This is a genomic window from Clostridium sp. MSTE9, from assembly GCF_000277625.1.
Taxonomy (GTDB): Bacteria; Bacillota; Clostridia; order Oscillospirales; family Acutalibacteraceae; genus Faecalispora; species Faecalispora jeddahensis.
Genome location: NZ_AKFU01000031.1, coordinates 1 through 16430 on the forward strand (window position 1 = coordinate 1; position 16430 = coordinate 16430).

Annotated in this window: 13 protein-coding genes; 5 read left to right on the forward strand and 8 right to left on the reverse strand. The window is 54.0% G+C overall.

The annotated features are described in order from the left end of the window. Positions 1 to 102: 102 nt before the first annotated feature. The 4 genes from HMPREF1141_RS06710 to HMPREF1141_RS06725 form a co-directional block, all read right to left on the reverse strand. On the reverse strand, positions 103 to 801 hold the full coding sequence (locus tag HMPREF1141_RS06710; RefSeq protein ID WP_009062412.1) for an L-ribulose-5-phosphate 4-epimerase: 699 nt from the start codon (positions 799 to 801) through the stop codon (positions 103 to 105). A gap of 10 nt (positions 802 to 811) precedes the next feature. Then, positions 812 to 2287 (reverse strand): L-arabinose isomerase, encoded by a 1476-nt coding sequence (gene araA / locus HMPREF1141_RS06715; RefSeq protein ID WP_009062399.1) that lies wholly within the window; start codon positions 2285 to 2287, stop codon positions 812 to 814. 16 nt (positions 2288 to 2303) lie between these two features. Beyond that, the gene (locus tag HMPREF1141_RS06720; protein ID WP_009062394.1) at positions 2304 to 3911 is read right to left on the reverse strand and encodes an FGGY-family carbohydrate kinase; all 1608 of its coding nucleotides are present in this window, start codon (positions 3909 to 3911) and stop codon (positions 2304 to 2306) included. A 198-nt stretch (positions 3912 to 4109) separates the two neighbouring features. Continuing rightward, complete coding sequence (locus HMPREF1141_RS06725; protein WP_009062413.1) at positions 4110 to 5147, reverse strand: GntR family transcriptional regulator; 1038 nt, start codon at positions 5145 to 5147, stop codon at positions 4110 to 4112. 262 nt (positions 5148 to 5409) lie between these two features. On the opposite strand from HMPREF1141_RS06725, the gene HMPREF1141_RS06730 reads away from it, so the two are divergent. From HMPREF1141_RS06730 to HMPREF1141_RS06745, 4 genes are all read left to right on the forward strand, one after another. Then, positions 5410 to 6660: an ABC transporter substrate-binding protein gene (locus HMPREF1141_RS06730; protein WP_009062397.1), complete on the forward strand. Its 1251-nt coding sequence runs from the start codon at positions 5410 to 5412 to the stop codon at positions 6658 to 6660. Positions 6661 to 6725: 65 nt separating this feature from the next. After that, positions 6726 to 7634 carry a sugar ABC transporter permease gene (locus HMPREF1141_RS06735; protein WP_009062398.1) on the forward strand — a complete coding sequence of 303 codons (909 nt, stop codon included), beginning with the start codon at positions 6726 to 6728 and terminating at the stop codon, positions 7632 to 7634. Between the two features lies 1 nt (position 7635). After that, a complete protein-coding gene (locus HMPREF1141_RS06740; RefSeq protein WP_009062396.1) occupies positions 7636 to 8478 on the forward strand; it encodes a carbohydrate ABC transporter permease in 843 nt (280 codons plus the stop codon). Between the two features lie 14 nt (positions 8479 to 8492). Continuing rightward, a complete protein-coding gene (locus HMPREF1141_RS06745) occupies positions 8493 to 10442 on the forward strand; it encodes a beta-L-arabinofuranosidase domain-containing protein (protein WP_009062403.1) in 1950 nt (649 codons plus the stop codon). A gap of 29 nt (positions 10443 to 10471) precedes the next feature. Here the strand turns inward: HMPREF1141_RS06745 and HMPREF1141_RS06750 are convergent, their stop codons facing one another. Genes HMPREF1141_RS06750 through HMPREF1141_RS06760 form a run of 3 tightly spaced genes read right to left on the reverse strand, consistent with a single transcriptional unit; the run spans position 10472 to position 15078 of the window. Then, positions 10472 to 11722: an extracellular solute-binding protein gene (locus HMPREF1141_RS06750; RefSeq protein WP_009062408.1), complete on the reverse strand. Its 1251-nt coding sequence runs from the start codon at positions 11720 to 11722 to the stop codon at positions 10472 to 10474. 24 nt (positions 11723 to 11746) lie between these two features. Beyond that, positions 11747 to 13261 (reverse strand): response regulator, encoded by a 1515-nt coding sequence (locus HMPREF1141_RS06755; RefSeq protein WP_009062415.1) that lies wholly within the window; start codon positions 13259 to 13261, stop codon positions 11747 to 11749. A gap of 11 nt (positions 13262 to 13272) precedes the next feature. Further along, the gene (locus tag HMPREF1141_RS06760) at positions 13273 to 15078 is read right to left on the reverse strand and encodes a sensor histidine kinase (protein ID WP_009062405.1); all 1806 of its coding nucleotides are present in this window, start codon (positions 15076 to 15078) and stop codon (positions 13273 to 13275) included. 463 nt (positions 15079 to 15541) lie between these two features. On the opposite strand from HMPREF1141_RS06760, the gene HMPREF1141_RS06765 reads away from it, so the two are divergent. After that, positions 15542 to 16162 (forward strand): hypothetical protein, encoded by a 621-nt coding sequence (locus HMPREF1141_RS06765; protein WP_009062402.1) that lies wholly within the window; start codon positions 15542 to 15544, stop codon positions 16160 to 16162. Here the strand turns inward: HMPREF1141_RS06765 and HMPREF1141_RS06770 are convergent. Next, positions 16159 to 16430, reverse strand: a 272-nt coding sequence (locus HMPREF1141_RS06770) for a transposase (protein WP_009062410.1), incomplete at its 5' end; no start/stop codon positions are given. The two genes, HMPREF1141_RS06765 and HMPREF1141_RS06770, sit on opposite strands and share 4 nt — an antisense overlap.

Consider the following 16430-nt stretch of genomic DNA (forward strand, 5'->3'; position numbering starts at 1 on the left):
AGGAAATTTATATCGTGAATGGGATAAAAGGATGAATTCCTTCGATCTTTACAGGATGAATTTAGAAGCTTTCATGAGATTTTGTTTTCTGCAAAAAACGTTCTATTTATTCTGTCCGTAATAGGAATTCGGTCCGTGTTTGCGCAGGAAATGCTTCTCTTGCACATGTCGGAGTGCGGTGGGAGCATGCGGATTTACCTGGCGGGTGAGGATGGCCATTCGTGCCACCTCTTCCAGCACTACGGCATGGTATACCGCTTGGGCCGCGTCCTTTCCCCAGGCAAAGGGGCCGTGACTGCAGCAGATCACCCCAGGCACATGAACCGGATTGATTCCGCGCATCTCAAAGGTTTCGATGATCACCTTGCCGGTGTTGAGTTCGTAGTCCTCTTCTACCTCTGCAGAGGTCAGGTGGCGGGCGCAGGGGACCGGGCCGTAAAAGTAGTCGGCGTGGGTGGTGCCGTAGCAGGGAATATCCTCCCCCGCCTGGGCCCACGCTACGGCGTGAGGACTATGGGTGTGAACGATGCCGCCCAGGGACGGAAAAGTCCGATACAGCTCCAGATGGGTCTTGGTATCGGAGGAGGGGTTCAGTTTCCCTTCCACCTTCCGGCCTTCCAGGTCCAGTACCACCAGATTTTCCGGACGCAGGTCTTCATATTCCACACCGGAGGGCTTGATGACGATCAGCCCCTGCTCCCGGTCGATTCCCGATACATTTCCCCAGGTATAGGTTACAAGGCCACGGCGGGGCAGCTCCAGGTTGGCCCGATAAACTTCCTGTTTCAATTGTTCCAGCATCTGATTCTCCTTATTTCAGCTTCCAGGCCAGGTCGGACAGGAACAGATCGTGCTCCAGGCTTTCGATGGTGGTGTCCTTTCCGATGTGCACAAATTCGATTTCCATCATCCGTGCCCAGTCGCGCATCTGCACTGCGGTTACGTCGTAGCTGAGCACCGTATGGTGGGCGCCGCCGGCGGTGATCCATGCCTCCACGCCGGTAATGAGGTTTGGTATGGCTTTCCACATGACGCGGGCCACGGGCAGATTCGGCATTTCCAGAATTGGCTTTACGCACTCTATGTCCTGGCAGATCAGGCGCAGTCGGCCGCCCATGTCGATCAGGCTAATGACAACAGCCGGGCCGGCATGGCCCTCAAACACCAGACGGGCCGGCGCTTCCCGGTCGCCGATCCCCAGGGGGTGCACCTCAATGCGGGGGCGGGCCGCCGCCACCGATGGGCATACCTCCAGCATGTGCGCGCCAAGGCTGTACTCGTTTCCCTGTGCCAAATGATAGTTGTAATCCTCCATAAAGGTAGAGCCTCCGCTCTGTCCCTCGCTCATGGCTTTTAGGATGGCGGTCATGGCCGCTGTTTTCCAGTCGCCCTCGCCGCCGTAGCCGTAACCCTGGGCCATCAGATGCTGGGTGGCCAGGCCGGGCAGCTGTTTCATGCCGTACAGATCCTGGAAGGTGTTGGAGAATGCCCGGCAGTTTTCGGCGTCCAGCATAGCTTTCATGGCGATCTCTTCCCGGGCCTGGTAGCGCACGGCTTCCAGATCCTCCGTAGAAAAATCATATTCCGCGCGGTAAATTTCCATCAGGGCGTCGATTTCCGTATCGGTGACGGCGTTCATCCTCTCCGCGAGCTGTCCGACCGGCCAGGTATTCACCTGCCAGCCCAACTTTGCCTGTACCTCCACCTTATCGCCTTCGGTTACGGCGACTTCGCGCATGTTGTCGCCGAAACGCATCACCTTCAGCCCCTTGCTGAACGCCGCGCCCACCGCAGCGCGCATCCAGCTGCCCAGGCGCTTCTGGACGGTTTCATCCTCCCAGTAGCCGGCGATCACCTTGCGGGCAAGCCGCAGGCGGGCGGCAATAAAGCCGTGCTCCCGGTCACCGTGGGCGGACTGGTTCAGGTTCATGAAATCCATATCGATTTCTTCATTGGGAATTTCCCGGTGATATTGGGTGGCCAGATGGCAGTAAGGCTTTTGCAGCTGCGCGAAGCCGTTGATCCACATTTTGCTCGGACTAAAGGTGTGGCACCAGGTGACGACGCCAGCGCAGGCGTCTGCATAATTCGCCTCTTTCATGATGGACGTAATTTCCTCATTGGTTTTTACCGTGCCCTTGTACACCAGCCGGCAGGGCAGATTGCCGGATTCGTTCATCCGGCCCGCCATTTCAGCCGCGCGGACCGCCACGGTGTCCAGTACCTGAGGTCCATACAAAAACTGGCTGCCTACTACAAACCAAAACTCATATTCTTTTAGTTTCATCAATAACACCCCTTTTTTATTTCAAATACTCCACCGCTGCCCGTTCAATGGATAGTCCCTGCTTGTAACGCTTCAGGAAGGCTTCAAAGCCCTCGGCGTCTTTCGGATCGGGGGCTACGCTGCTCCCTTTGCTTCCCGCAAACACTTTGCGCTCCAGATACTCCTCCAGGCTTTCCTGGGGTTCTCTGTTCATCAGGTAAGCTGCCAGCAGCGCCATGCCCCAGGGGCCGCCCTCGCCGGCTGTTTCCATCACGAAGACCGGAACGCCCATCGCGGCGGCCATGAGCCTCTGGCCCGCTCCCGTCGCTTTGAAAAATCCGCCGTGTCCCAGCAGTATGTTCAATTGAACCCGCTCCTTTAGGAAAAGGATATCCATGCCGATTTTCAGGGTCGCCATGGCGGCGTACAGATGGGTGCGGGCAAAATTGGCAAAAGTGAATCTAGCACCCGGCGTACGCACCAGCAATGGGCGGCCTTCCTCAAACTTGGTGACGGGCTCGCCGGAAAAGTAATTGTACGACACCAGGCCACCGCAGTCCGCGTCGCCTTCCAAAGCCTCGTAAAATAATGCGTCCAGTACCTGGGGTACGGTGTACTCTTCGCCCATGGCCGAGGCAAAGCCCCGCAGCAGCTCCGCCCACGCGTCGATGTCTGAGGTGCAGTTGTTGCAGTGAACCATCGCCACGGGTCTGCCGGTGGGTGTCGTTACCATGTCGATCTCCGGGTACACGGCGGACAAGGGCTTTTCCAGCACGACCATGGCAAAAATAGAGGTGCCGGCGGAGATGTTGCCTGTGCGTTCGGCTACGCTATTGGTGGCGGTCATGCCGGTGCCCGCATCGCCTTCCGGTGGGCAAAAGGGAATGCCGGGTTCCAGTGTCCCCGTGGGGTCCAGAAGTCGGGCCCCTTCCGCCGTCAGCCTGCCGGCAGCGCCGCCGGCAGGCAGCACTTTCGGCAGAAGATCCCGCAGCTTCCATGGGTAGCCCTTTTCCGCAACCAGATTTTCAAACTGTTCCATTCGGGCGTCGTCATAATCGTTTTTCACGCTGTTGATGGGGAACATCCCCGAAGCATCACCCACGCCCAGCACCTTTTCGCCGGTCAACTTCCAATGCACATAGCCCGCCAGTGTGGTCAAAAACGCTGTGTCCTTCACGTGCTCCTCGCCATTCAGAATCGCCTGGTACAGGTGGGAGATGCTCCAGCGCTGGGGAATGTTGAATCCGAACAACTCCGTCAGCCGTTCGGCGGCCCGCTCGGTGGTAGTGTTGCGCCAGGTGCGGAATTGTGCCAGCTGCCGGCCTTGATTGTCAAAAGCCAGGTAGCCGTGCATCATGGCGGAAAAGCCAATGACTCCCACATTCCGCAGCGGTACGCCGTATGTTGCCTCTACCTGTGCGCTGAGCTTTGCGTAGCAGCTTTGCAAGCCTTTCCACACATCCTCCAGACGGTACGTCCAAACACCGTCTTCCAGCCGGTTTTCCCAATCATGGCTGCCGGACACCATCGGCACATGATTGGGGCCGATGAGCACAGCCTTGATGCGCGTGGAACCCAGCTCAATGCCCAGGGCGGTTTTTCCGCTGAGAATTGCTGCTTTTCTTCTGTCCTGTGTCTCTATCAATCGATCAGCTCCTTTCTGCAACTAACCGGGCGGCCCGCCCGGACTCTGATTAATAGACATATCAAATACATATTTCTGAATATTTTTGAGCGCTTGTATGTACAACTTAAATCATAAGCTATCGCGGGAGAAAAACACAAGAGAAAAAACCCCTGAAAAGGTACTAGTGATTTTGGAAAAATTGACAAAAAACGCGGCCTATTCGATATTCCAGGGCAGCAGAACCGACTGCTCTGCCCGGCCGCCCAGAATATGCAGCAGCTTTTCGGCTGCCAGCCGGCCCAGCGTTTCCTTGGGGTTTGACAAGGAAAGAAAAGGAGTGGGGGAGAGCCGGGCCAGGGTGCTGTGGTCGAAGCTTACCAGCTCCATCTGCTGTGGAACGGCAACGCCTGCCTTGCCCAGCACCTCCAGAATGCGCAGCGCCACCTCGTCGTTGTAGCAGACGACGCCCGTGCAGGTGCTCAGCACAGAAAGGGTACAGGTGTCGAGCAAACTGTCGCGGTTTTCCGTGGTGTACCACATCACGTGGTCGTCCTCCACGGAAAGGCCCGCGCGGCACAGGGCCTCCGCGTAGCCGGCGTAGCGGCGGTGCCCCTGAATATCGTCGCTTTTAAAGATGCCGGCAATCCGCCGGTGTCCTTTCTCCATCAGCGCCATGCAGGCGGCGAAGCCTCCCGCACGATCGTCAGCCGCCACATAGACGGGCTTTTTCAGATTGGGATAAAAACCATTGATAAATACCACGGGAATCCCCATCTCGGCAAAACGCTCATACAGGTCGATATTGGGGTTTGGCAGCGCTGTTTTTGTCCCCTCCACGATCATGCCGTCAATCGGTTTTTGCAGCAGCTCCGTCAGGATGCGGCGCTCGTTGTCCACCCGGTTGCGGGTGGCGTTGAGCATGGGAGTGTACCCGTTCTTTACCAGAATATGGTCAATGCCGTGCAGGATGGCAGGAAAAATATATTCTCCGATATAGGTGGTCACCACGGCGATGTTCCGTGTGGGCTGCCGGCGGGCGGGCGCGCTGCGCACATAGGTGCCGCTGCCCTGCACCCGGTAGGTCAGGCCTTCCTGCTCCAGCACGCCCATGGCCTGGCGCACGGTCTGGCGGCTGTACCCGGTCATGGCCGCCAGTTCGTTTTCACTGGGCAACTGCTGTCCGGCCAGGTACACGCCGGACTGAATTTCCGTGCGCAGCCTGCGGGCCAGTTCCGCGTATTTGTGTTCTTTCATATTTCATCACATCACTTTGATTGGGTTTCCGGTTCTTTATTGCTGATTGTAGCATACAACCTTTTGTTTGCAAAGCTTATTTTAAAAAAATGTACGGTCTATTCAAAAGTAGCTGCCATACAAGTTTTTGTGAAAACGACCAAAGATTTCTCCACTTTTATTAAAAAAATAGAGTTAACAAGAGAGGGAAAATAGTTTAATTTGGAATCAGTAGCTTGGGGAATACGCTTTCCCCAAAAAAGAAAGAGGAGTTGATATTTGGATGAAAAGAATACTTGCAGGCCTGCTCGCGGGACTTCTTGCCGCCAGCATGCTGACTGGATGCGGCGGTTCCACAGCGGCCTCCTCCGCGGACAGCGGTTCGGCGGCTTCAGCCGCGCCCAAAAAGGTTGTTATCTGGGACTATTTTGAAACGGATGCCCAGAAGGAAATGATGAAAACAATGATCGACGGCTTCAATGCCGGGCAGAAGGAATACGTGGCGGAGCATGTCTACGTTCCCTTTGCGGACTATGAGAAACAGCTGACCTTAGGAATGACCTCCAAGCAGCTTCCGGATCTGGTGATTCTGGATGGCTGCAGTATGGCGTCGTTCATTTCCATGGGTCTCTTCGCCGACATTTCGGACGCGGATATCAAATGGGACGAATACATCGCCGGCCCGATGGAATCCACGATGATGGATGGCAAGCACTATGGGATCCCCTTTGCCACCAACTGTACGGCCCTGTTCTACAACAAGGATCTGTTTGATGCGGCCGGGCTGAAATATCCCGACGAAAACACCACCTGGGAGGAATTCCGCCGGATGGCGAAGACGCTGACCAAAAACGGTGTGTACGGGTTCGGCAACGCCGCCACCAACACAGACGAAGGAACCTTCCAGTGCCTGCAGTGGCTGTACACGGCCGGCGGCTCCTACAAAGACATTAAGGGCGGCGTGGACGCTTACAAGCTGATGCAGGAAATGGTAAAAGAGGGCTCGTGGACCAAGGAAGTCGTTAACTGGACCCAGTCCGATGTCAACAACAACTTCATGGCCGGGAATCTGGCGATGCAGCAGAACGGCCCCTGGCAGATCCCGGGTATCGAAGCCAACGCGCCCGACCTCAACTATGGCGTGACGGTTCTGCCTAAAAAGGATGCTTCCTCGCCGCAGGCCACTTCGATTCTCGGCGGGGAGAACATGGGCGTTGTCAAAAAGGACGACGTCAGCGGTGCCTTGGCGTTCCTGAAATATTACGACAAAACGGATGTTATGGTGCAGGCCATGAAGCAGTACGGCTCTTTCCCGCCTAAAACGGAGGCCGCGAAGGACGCTTACTGGACCGAAGATCCGATTCAGGCGGCATTCATCAAGCAGCTGGACACCTCCATTCCCAGAGGGCCCTCTCCTTTGTGGCCCTCCTATTCCGCCGCGATTCAGACCGGCTTCCAGGAGGTTTTGACCTCGGCCAAAACGCCGGAGCAGGCCGCACAAGACACACAGGCGGCAGTGGATGCAGTGAAATAAGATTTTCAAAAGACAAAAAGGGATGTTGCTGACAACATCCCTTTTTGCAAGGAGGAACCATCCCTATGAACCAGAAAAACAAGCTAAAGTCCCCCGCGCTTCTGGGGTTGGCCTTTGCACTCCCGGCGTTAGCTTATATGATCGTTTTTATCGGATATCCCATGGTGCAGAATATTATTCTAAGCTTCAAAGAAGTGAACGTACATACCTTCGCGAATCCGGATGCTCAAAAGTTTGTAGGCTTCCAAAACTATGTGGATCTGTTTACCGGCAAAAACTCCATTTTGCTGCGTTCCATCCGGAACACGCTGATTTTTACGGTGGGGTCGATCTTTTTCCAGTTTATCATCGGCTTCGGTATGGCCCTGCTCTTCCAAAAAAAGTTCCCCGGGTGCTCGTTTTTCCGTGGTGTCACCATGATTTCCTGGCTGCTGCCGGTTACGGTAGCCGGCCTGCTGTTCAAGTTTATGTTTGCGCTCAGCGGCGGCATCATCAACCAGTTCCTCATGGCCCTGCATGTGCTGGATCAGCCTACCGAATGGTTGTTGCATCCTACCACGGCCATGTTTGCCATTATTGTGGCCAATATCTGGATCGGGATTCCGTTCAATATGATGCTGCTTCTTACCGGGCTGACAACGATCCCGAACGATGTGTACGAGAGCGCCAGTCTGGACGGCGCCGGAAAGCTGAGGACGCTAATTTCTATCACCATCCCCATGATCAAGCCCGCGATCATGTCCGTACTGACCCTGGGATTTGTTTACACGTTTAAGGTGTTCGATTTGGTTTGGGTCATGACAAAAGGTGGCCCCGTCAACTCCACGGAGCTGGTATCCACTTATGCCTACCGGCTGTCCTTTGAAGAGTTTGCATTCAGCCGGGGTGCCTCCGCCGCGAATATCTTATTTTTGATCCTGTTGGTTGTGGGCTTTTTCTACATCCGTTTGATCGACGAGGATGAGGTGATGTGACGTGAAATTTTTTAAAAAAGAAAACAAAAGCAAGCTGATGCTGTTTGTTGTCGGCGGGCTTATCTTCTGTGTTTTTATTTTTCCCCTGTACTGGATGCTGGTGACCTCGCTGAAAACCCAGGTGGAAATTTTTCAGATTCCCACACCCCTCTGGCCCAGGAATCTTACGCTGGCGGCGTATGTCAAGCAGGTCGCGTCCTCGAGCGATACGCTGCAGGGCTTTCGGAATAGCGTCATTATTTCCGTCGGCACCATGCTGATCGCGACGGCGCTGTCGATTCCGGCGGCTTACGGTCTGGCCCGGTTCCGCTTTCGTGCAAGAAAGATCATTGTGCTGCTGTTTCTGATCACCCAGATGCTTCCCTCCACGCTGGTTTTGACCTCGCTGTATATCATGTTCTCCGGCATCAATCTGCTCAACAGCTATTGGGCGCCCATTCTGGCCGATGCGACGATCGGGATCCCTTTTTCCGTCATTATTCTGCGCACCTATTTTATCTCCATTCCGAAAGAGCTGGACGAGGCTGCTAAGATTGACGGCTGCGGATATTTCTCCGCTTTTTTCCGGATCATGCTGCCCATCGCGAAACCCGGCATTGTTGTGGCCGCTGTTTTTTCCTTTATGTATGCGTGGGGTGATCTGATTTATGGTATTACCTTTATCACCGACCCCACCATGCGGCCAATTACCTCCAGCATCTATAATTACGTGCAGCAGTATCAAACGCTGTGGAATTCCACGATGGCGTTTGGAATCATCGCCATTTCGCCCGTGATCGTCATCTTTATTTTCATGCAGCGGTACATTGTCAGCGGCCTGACCAACGGGGCCGTGAAAGCGTGAGAAAGGAGTTTTTTATGCTTAAACAAAGGCTTCAAACGTTGTCTCCCAAACACTGCGTGGTTCACGACGCTTTTTGGGATCCTTATATCCGTTTGGTGACAGAGAAGGTCATCCCCTATCAGTGGGAGATCTTAAACGACCGGGTGCCGGGAGCGGAGCCCAGCGGCTGCATTCGCAATCTGCGGATTGCGGCCGGGGAGGAAGAGGGCTCTTTTATCGGCGCGGTGTTTCAGGATACCGACGTGGCCAAATGGCTGGAGGCGGTATCCTACAGCCTGAGTGTCCGTCCCAACCCGGAGCTGGAGGCGCTGGCTGACGAAACCATCGCGCTGATTGGGCGCGCCCAGTGCGAGGACGGATACCTAAACACCTATTTTACGATTCAGGAGCCGGAAAACCGGTTCCAAAACCTGCAGGAAGGCCATGAGCTGTATACGGCGGGGCATTTTGTGGAGGCCGCCGTCGCGTATTACCAGGCTACGGGCAAGGACGCGCTGCTCAACATTATGCGCCGCTGCTGCGATTATATCGGCGGGCGTTTCGGCAGAGAGCCGGACAAGCTGCACGGCTACCCCGGGCACCAGGAGATCGAGCTTGCGCTGGTACGTCTGTACCGGGTGACCGGGGAACGAAAGTATCTGGAGCTGGCGCGCTATTTTATTGATGAGCGGGGAAAGCACCCGCTGTTTTTTGACGAGCAGAGAAAGCATCTGGATCATTATATTTTCCCTGAAATGGCGGAATTTGACGAGAAGTACTTTCAGGTGCATGAGTGCCCGGTGGATCAGCGCGACGCCGTAGGACATGCGGTGCGGGCGGTATACATGTATTCCGCCATGGCCGATTTGGCCGCAGAATATCAGGATAAGGCCCTGTATCAGGCCTGCTGTGCGCTGTACGACAGCATTGCCGAGCGAAAGCTGTATCTTACGGGCAGCATCGGTGCCACCGCCTTTGGGGAGCGCTTCGCGGGCGATTACGACCTGCCAAACGATACCAATTATTCCGAAACCTGCGCCAGCGTCGGCCTTGCCATGTTCTGCCGGAGAATGGCCAACCTGACCGGCGAGGCTAAATATGTCGACACAATGGAGAGGTGCCTCTATAACACCGTGCTTTCCGGTGTTTCCCTGTCCGGCACAGAGTTCTTTTATGTAAACCCCTTGGAGGTGTGGCCGGACTCCTGTGAAAACAACAGCGCCAAGCGCCATGTGAAAACGGAGCGCCAGAAATGGTTCGGCGTGGCCTGCTGCCCGCCGAATCTGGCCCGCACGGTCGTTTCTTTGGGGCAGTACGCCTACAGCTACGGGCCGGAGCGCATCAATGTGGACCTGTATGTGTCCGGTTCTGCCAAATTCCCTGTGGGAGGAACTACGGTGGAGCTGCGCCAGGCGACACGGTACCCCTATGAGGGAACTATAACGATCGCCGTCCGTCCGGAAAAGCCGGCGCCGTTTACGATAGGGCTCCGCATTCCCGGCTGGTGCGGTGGCTGGTGCGCTTATCTGGATGGAAACCCGGTCTCTCCGATTGTCCGGAACGGGTATCTGGAGTTGGCGCAGGTGTGGTTGGACAATGTCATCGAGCTGAAGATGGACATGACGCCGATACTGTATGAGGCTAATCCCAAGGTGCGCGCCGAGATCGGCCGCGTGGCCATCGGCAAGGGCCCGCTGATCTATTGCCTGGAGGAGATCGACAACGGCTCCAATCTGCAAGCTCTCTCCGTTTCTACAGGCGAGGCGTTGACTGAGGAGTACCGGGAGGATCTGCTGGGCGGGACTCTGGTGATCCGTGCACAGGGTCATCGGCTGGTGGAGGATTCAGGCCCGCTGTACCACCGTGCAAAAGAACCGGATATGGAGAAAGCCACGCTGACCGCGATTCCCTATTGTCTGTGGAACAACCGGGGAGTGGGGGAAATGGCTGTCTGGATCCGGCGTGAATTTACTTGTTTCTCCTAATCATTATAATAGTCAAACGCCTTCGGCCTCTACGGTGCCGAAGGCGTTTGACTGTTATTCAGGTTTTCAATAACGGCCGCCGTGCCGGATGACGCTTCTTCCGGGGACTCTGTGCCCAAAAGCATGTTGCAGAAGTGGGTGGAAAGAGCTTCTGAGATAGAAGGCCAGTTGGTGTATTGTCCCCTTGAGATACTGTAAGAAAGCTGCTTGACAAAGACCGAATAGTCTTTGCTGTCTTTCCACCGCGGCTGTTCGGCCAGATCTCTACGGGGTGGAAGTGACGCGCAGGCTTCGCAGTAGCTTTCGATTACATCCGGCTGGGCGCAGTACCGCAGGAACGCCAAAGCACCCTCGCGGCCGTCACCGTCGATGACACCCATGTTTTCGCCTCCCAGCACTGCCGCCCGTACAGAGTCCTTCGGCAGCTCGGCGATTCCCCACTCCAGGTTTTCGGCGCTTTTTAGCTGGGGCAATATCCAGGGACCGTTCTCCATCATGGCAATTTCGCCTCGGACAAATTTCCGCCCCAGATCTACCTGAGACCAGTTGACGCAGTCCCGGGAGAGGGAACCGTCTGCGATTAAGTCGTGAAACAATAAAAAAGCACGAATCCCTTTTCGGCCGTCCAGAGTATTCAGCGTTGCTCCCGTGGAGAACACCCACGGCAGAAACTGAAAGGTTGCTTGTTCATAGCGCAAAGCAGAGATTCCGAAGCCCCACACGCCGTCCCCAGTCAGTTTGCGGGAAGCCTCCCGCAGTTCCGTCCAGGTGGAGGGAGCCTCTACGCCGGCCTCTCGCAGCATTTTTTTGTTATAGATCAAAGCCGCGCTGTTCCGCAGAAACGGCAGGCCGTAAAGACGTCCCTGATACCGGGTGGAGTCCAGGACGGCTTGATAATAGAAGTCCGGTTCCAGCCACTCAGCAGTATCCTCTGTGATATCAGCGAACAGTCCCAACTGAATATAATAAGCCATGTCCGGATTGTCGATGAGGGCCAGGTCCGGCAGGCCGCCCTGCATCATGCCGATGGACAGCCGCTTTGTAAAATCCGCCATCGGCACATATTCCCATTGGGCCTCATAGCTCTGCTGGGAAGCGTTGAACCCTTGCACAATCGCGTCCAGAGCCTTTTTCTGTGCTTCGGTTTCGTAGTAGCTCCAAAACACGACGCTTTCCCGAGGAGATTCCTTTGGAGCACCGGAAGAATTCCCCGCGGAAGATCCGCAGGCGGGGAAAAGGCCTAGGCAGGCCAGGACGAGGACGAAAAGCAGTTTTTTCACGGCGCCGCGCTCCTTTCCTTACAGTCATCCGTTTTCCCGAAAATCGCCGGGGGACAGGCCGGTCACTTCTTTGAACACTCGGTAAAAATATTTGGGATCGTTGTACCCTACGTTGGCCGCGATTTCATAAATTTTCAAATCGGAACCGCGAAGCAGCCGCTTTGCGTGGCTGATCCGGAATTCCTTGAGGAACAGCGTGAAATTTTTTCCCACCTCCCGGTTGAAAAGAGTACTGAGGTATTCCGGGGTAATATCCAGTCTGGCCGCTACCCGCTCCAGGGTGATGCCCTCCATATAGTGGCGGCGGATATAAGCCAGCGCCCGGCTGATTGTATAATTTCGGATATCGTCTTTTTTTTCCTGTGCGGAAAAAATTAAGCGCAGCATGTCATCTAAAACAAGCCGCAGTTCATCCGGGGTAACCGCGGTGGTCACCCGGCTGAGCAGCTTTTGCTGAAGAATCTGCTGATATGCCCGCTCGTCCAGATCCTTCAGCCCGTTGAGCACTGCGGTCACCAGGCGCACATGCGCGTTGATAATATCATCCGGAGAATAGAGCGGCTTGCAGAGAATATGGAAAAACTGCTCCAGTAACTTCTGAACCGCGTCGCCGTTGAAGGAACAGACGGCGGCCTTGATCTGCGCTTCCAGCTTCTCCGGGTAAAGCAGAGGTTGTGTCTTTCGGTCGTCCAGACAGTCGTGGCAAATGGCGGGATAATACCCTAAAGGAATACACCAGCACAGCTCCGACCGCATCGCGGCCATCGCCTTTTTCAGGGCGGACAGGCCGGAGAAAAAGCCAATATTCCACGCGGACGGACCGCAGGGCTGCAAAGGCTCCAAAACCTTTTTGGAAAAGGATTCCTCTACGGCGTGCCGGCTTTCCGGAGAAAAGCCAAAGGCAATCACCACGATCATCCTGTCATGTAGAAAGTACAGCCAGCTTTCGCGTATGGAAACCTGAGACAGAATCCGCATCCTCTCTTCAAAGCGTTCGTAGAAGTTGGCCTGTGCGCTGTCCCAATAACCCAGACAGGCCAGAATCGGTTCGTTCCGGGCAAAACGGCAGGTCTGCTCCGCCAGACGCAGGGCGGCCTCGGCCTGCGCATCCTCTTCCTGCAGGTAATTCCGCAGCACCCGCACGGGCTGAGGAGTGCTCACCGCGTTTTCTCGCTGAATTTCTTCATCGATTGTTTTCAGGGCTTTTTTGACATCCTCCACAGTGATGGGCTTGAGAAGGTAATCCCTGACCCCCAGCGCGATGGCCTGCTTGGCATATTCAAATTCCGCGTAACCGCTGAGAATCGTCGCCTTTCTCATCAGCCCCTCCTGCTTGAGCTGAGCCAGCATCGCAATTCCGCTCATTTCAGGCATCCGCACGTCGGTGATGATCCAATCCGGCTTAAAACGTCGGCATAGCTCTAAGCCCTCTGCGCCGTTTTTGGCAGAGCCCGTTATGGCCTGCCCCGTTAGCTTTTCAATCAGGCCGGCCAGGCCCATCCGGATCTTTGTCTCGTCTTCCACAATGACAATCCTCATAGCGGCCTCCTTTATGTTGCGGGTATTTTCAGGTTGATGACGGTACCTTTCCCGATGGCGCTGATGATTTTCCAGGAAGCGCGATCTTTGTAATACATATCCAGGCGGGAAAAGGCGTTGTGCATCCCGATGCTCCCGCTTTCCTGAGAGACAGCGCGCGTCCGGTCGTTATATTTCTGAACCAGTTCCGGGCTCATACCGTTTCCATTGTCCTCAATGACGATATGAATGCTTTCCCTCTGATCCGCCCAAAGTACCTCCACAGTGACGCGGCCGTTTTCTTCGATGCCCTGCAGACCGTGGATCAGCGCGTTCTCCACAAAGGGTTGAAATAATAGCTTATAGGTTTTGGCTATCCGCAATACGTCCGGGTCAGCGGAGATTTCAAAATCGAAGCTGTCGTTAAAGCGGCTCCGCTGCAGCTCGAGATACCTCTTCAGCCAGTCGATTTCCTCCTGAAAGCTCACTTTCAGGTTGCTGTTGCTGATGCTGTAGCGCAGAATAATGCCCAAGTCGCACAGCATTCGGCTGATTTCGTACTCCTCATGCTCAATCGCCATCCAGTTGATGGAATCAAGGGTGTTGTAAAGAAAATGGGGGTTGATCTGAGCTTCCAGCGCCCGAATCTCTGCCTCCTTGCGCTGGTTCGCGGCTCTGTTTGTTTCCTCCATGGATTGACGCAGGCTCTTTACCATGTTGTTGAAGTGGGAGGAAATATCGTGAATTTCATCGTGGCCTTCCACCTGCACTGCCACGTTCAGATCGCCCTCGCGCACCTTTCGCATGCCGGCGATGACGATGCCCGTGGAGTCCGTGATGGTTCGCACGGTGTACCGGATGACCAGAATGGAAACGGCGATCACGCTCAGGCCTAGAATCACCGTCAGGAGCTGAATGCGGCGAATGTCCCGGAACATGTAATTCTGGTCGTAGACGTTGCACAGAATCCATCCTGTGCTGGGTTCCCGATACAGGATCGATGCACTGGAGTGGAAGGGCAGGGCTGTTTCGGCGGCAAAGGCGCGGGCGGCCTCTTTCAGGCCGTTTTCCCAATGGGGGATTCTTTGGGTGAGAAATTCCTCTTTGGGATAAGAAACTACCTGTCCATTTGAATCCAGAATAAAATTCATGCTGTGGCTTTGCTCCGTCAAAGAAGGATTGCACAGCTGCTGAAGGATTTGTTCTTCCACGCTGATGACGACCACCGCGATCGTGCCTTTGCCGGGGAAGCGCAGGTCGTTGAGCGCCTTGGAAAGGTGGAACACATAGGCGTCCCCGCGGGTTTCTGCAATCCGTTCCGTAGGGGTCAAAACAATTTTCTGAACACTCTCGGTGTTCCGATAAACTGGAAGCCGGCGCAGATCTCCCGCGCCGCTCCAAAGATTTTCAATAATGGAAGCCGTTTTGGTGTCATAAACCACAGACACCCCCTGATTGGTGATGATCGAAATACTGCGGATTCCTTTTTGAGAAAATGCGAAGGTTTTCAGGCGGTTTGTAATAATGTAATTGGCGGCCGCCTTGCCCTGGTCATCCCGTCCGTTGAGCAGGTTGATGTTTTCGATGATTTGGTCATCCACATAAATCTGTTCCAGAATAGCGCCGTAGGCCTGAATGGTAATATCCATTCGGTCTCCCAGCTGCTGCAGACTGTCTACCGTCAGCTCGCTGACGTTCTGCTTCATGGATGAGGTAATCACGACATAAGAGATCGATTGAATGATTAAAATCGGGATAACGGAAACCAAAAGAAAGGACAGCAACATTTTTTTGGATAAACGAAGATTCCCATAAAATTGTTTGACAAAGCGTGGCATACTTCTGCCTTTCCTTTCCGCTCCACTCCTTTCGGGAACTTACTTTATTAATCATATGATACAAAATTTCTAAAATCAAGAAAATAATATCATAAATTATGTCGGCAAAATTTTGTGAGAATTTACTAATTTCATAAGTATATGAAAATAATCTACCAATCTTAAAAATTTACGGTAGCAATTATTTTTTAAAAAAGGTATATTTAAATTTTTATAAAAATTTATAATTGTTATTGTTAATTTTGCATTAAAATATTTCACTAATATTAAAATTTTATACTGGAAACGCAAAGGAACGGCCGCTATGATAAGAATACAATCCTGGCACGGCGAAGGGATTCCGCCGTTGCATACCAAACGCGGATGGCTGTCCGGGCATATGCGGTTTTAAGAGGGCGGCATTCTGTTTTTGGAAGTTGATTCAGCTATCGGGTATCTAATAAAAGAAAGGGAGGAGAAAAATGTGAAAAGCAACAAACTGGTTTCTCTGATCCTGTCCGGCGCGCTGCTGCTGAGCTCTTTTAGCTCATTGCCGGCATTTGCGGAAGAGGATGCCGAAACCAATTCCAAGCCCCAAACGGAAGCAACCGGGGAGCCGGGTTCAGGGCCGCAGGCGGCGTTGGACGCGGTGGGCGAGCCTGAATTCAGCGATCCCTTGGGACTGCTGGAAGCATATGATCTGGATCCAGAGATTTACAACCCCGAAGAGAACATTTTAAAGGATATCTTTGACAAGGATGCCGAGGAAAACAGCTATTATATGGATCGGGTGCTGCAGCGCCCGGGGGTTGCGGACGGGAGTGCCTACACCAACGGGAATGAGGACGGAAATACCTTCATGACCCGGGGCAGGGCGCTCTATATGTACACCAGCGATCCGGCTGTGATCGGTTTTGGTGGAAAAACGGCGTATCACCAGTCTCTGGGAAAGGATATGTATAAAATCACTTTCCGACAGGGCGGCGAGACGCTGGAAATGGAGGAGGACACCGACGAGCGCCTGAACACCCCCAGTCATTGGAGCAGCGTCTATACTGGCGGCGACCTGAGCGCGAAGGTTTCTAAGAGCCTATCCATAAATTAGATATGGACTCGAATCAATTTACGCCAGACAATAATTGCACAGGCAAAATGCAGAAGACCAAGGTAGTTTGCAGCTTTCTTTTCAAAACGAACCAGCAATTTGCGGAAACGGTTGAAGAACGAATGCGTAACCTCTACTACCCAGCGCCGGGCTTTAAAATCGGGATTCCGCAAGAGCTCCTGTTTTTCCTCAGATCGGGGACGGATATGCGCGATATAGCCTCTTTTTTCAACCTTGTCTTTTGAGCCGGTATACCCGGCATCCAGGC

Coding starts and splice junctions, on each gene's coding strand:
- HMPREF1141_RS06710 (WP_009062412.1), bottom strand. CDS start 801: ATGCTGGAACAATTGAAACAGGAAGTTTATCGGGCCAACCTGGAGCTG.
- araA (WP_009062399.1), bottom strand. CDS start 2,287: ATGAAACTAAAAGAATATGAGTTTTGGTTTGTAGTAGGCAGCCAGTTT.
- HMPREF1141_RS06725 (WP_009062413.1), bottom strand. CDS start 5,147: ATGAAAGAACACAAATACGCGGAACTGGCCCGCAGGCTGCGCACGGAA.
- HMPREF1141_RS06730 (WP_009062397.1), top strand. CDS start 5,410: ATGAAAAGAATACTTGCAGGCCTGCTCGCGGGACTTCTTGCCGCCAGC.
- HMPREF1141_RS06735 (WP_009062398.1), top strand. CDS start 6,726: ATGAACCAGAAAAACAAGCTAAAGTCCCCCGCGCTTCTGGGGTTGGCC.
- HMPREF1141_RS06745 (WP_009062403.1), top strand. CDS start 8,493: ATGCTTAAACAAAGGCTTCAAACGTTGTCTCCCAAACACTGCGTGGTT.
- HMPREF1141_RS06755 (WP_009062415.1), bottom strand. CDS start 13,261: ATGAGGATTGTCATTGTGGAAGACGAGACAAAGATCCGGATGGGCCTG.
- HMPREF1141_RS06760 (WP_009062405.1), bottom strand. CDS start 15,078: ATGCCACGCTTTGTCAAACAATTTTATGGGAATCTTCGTTTATCCAAA.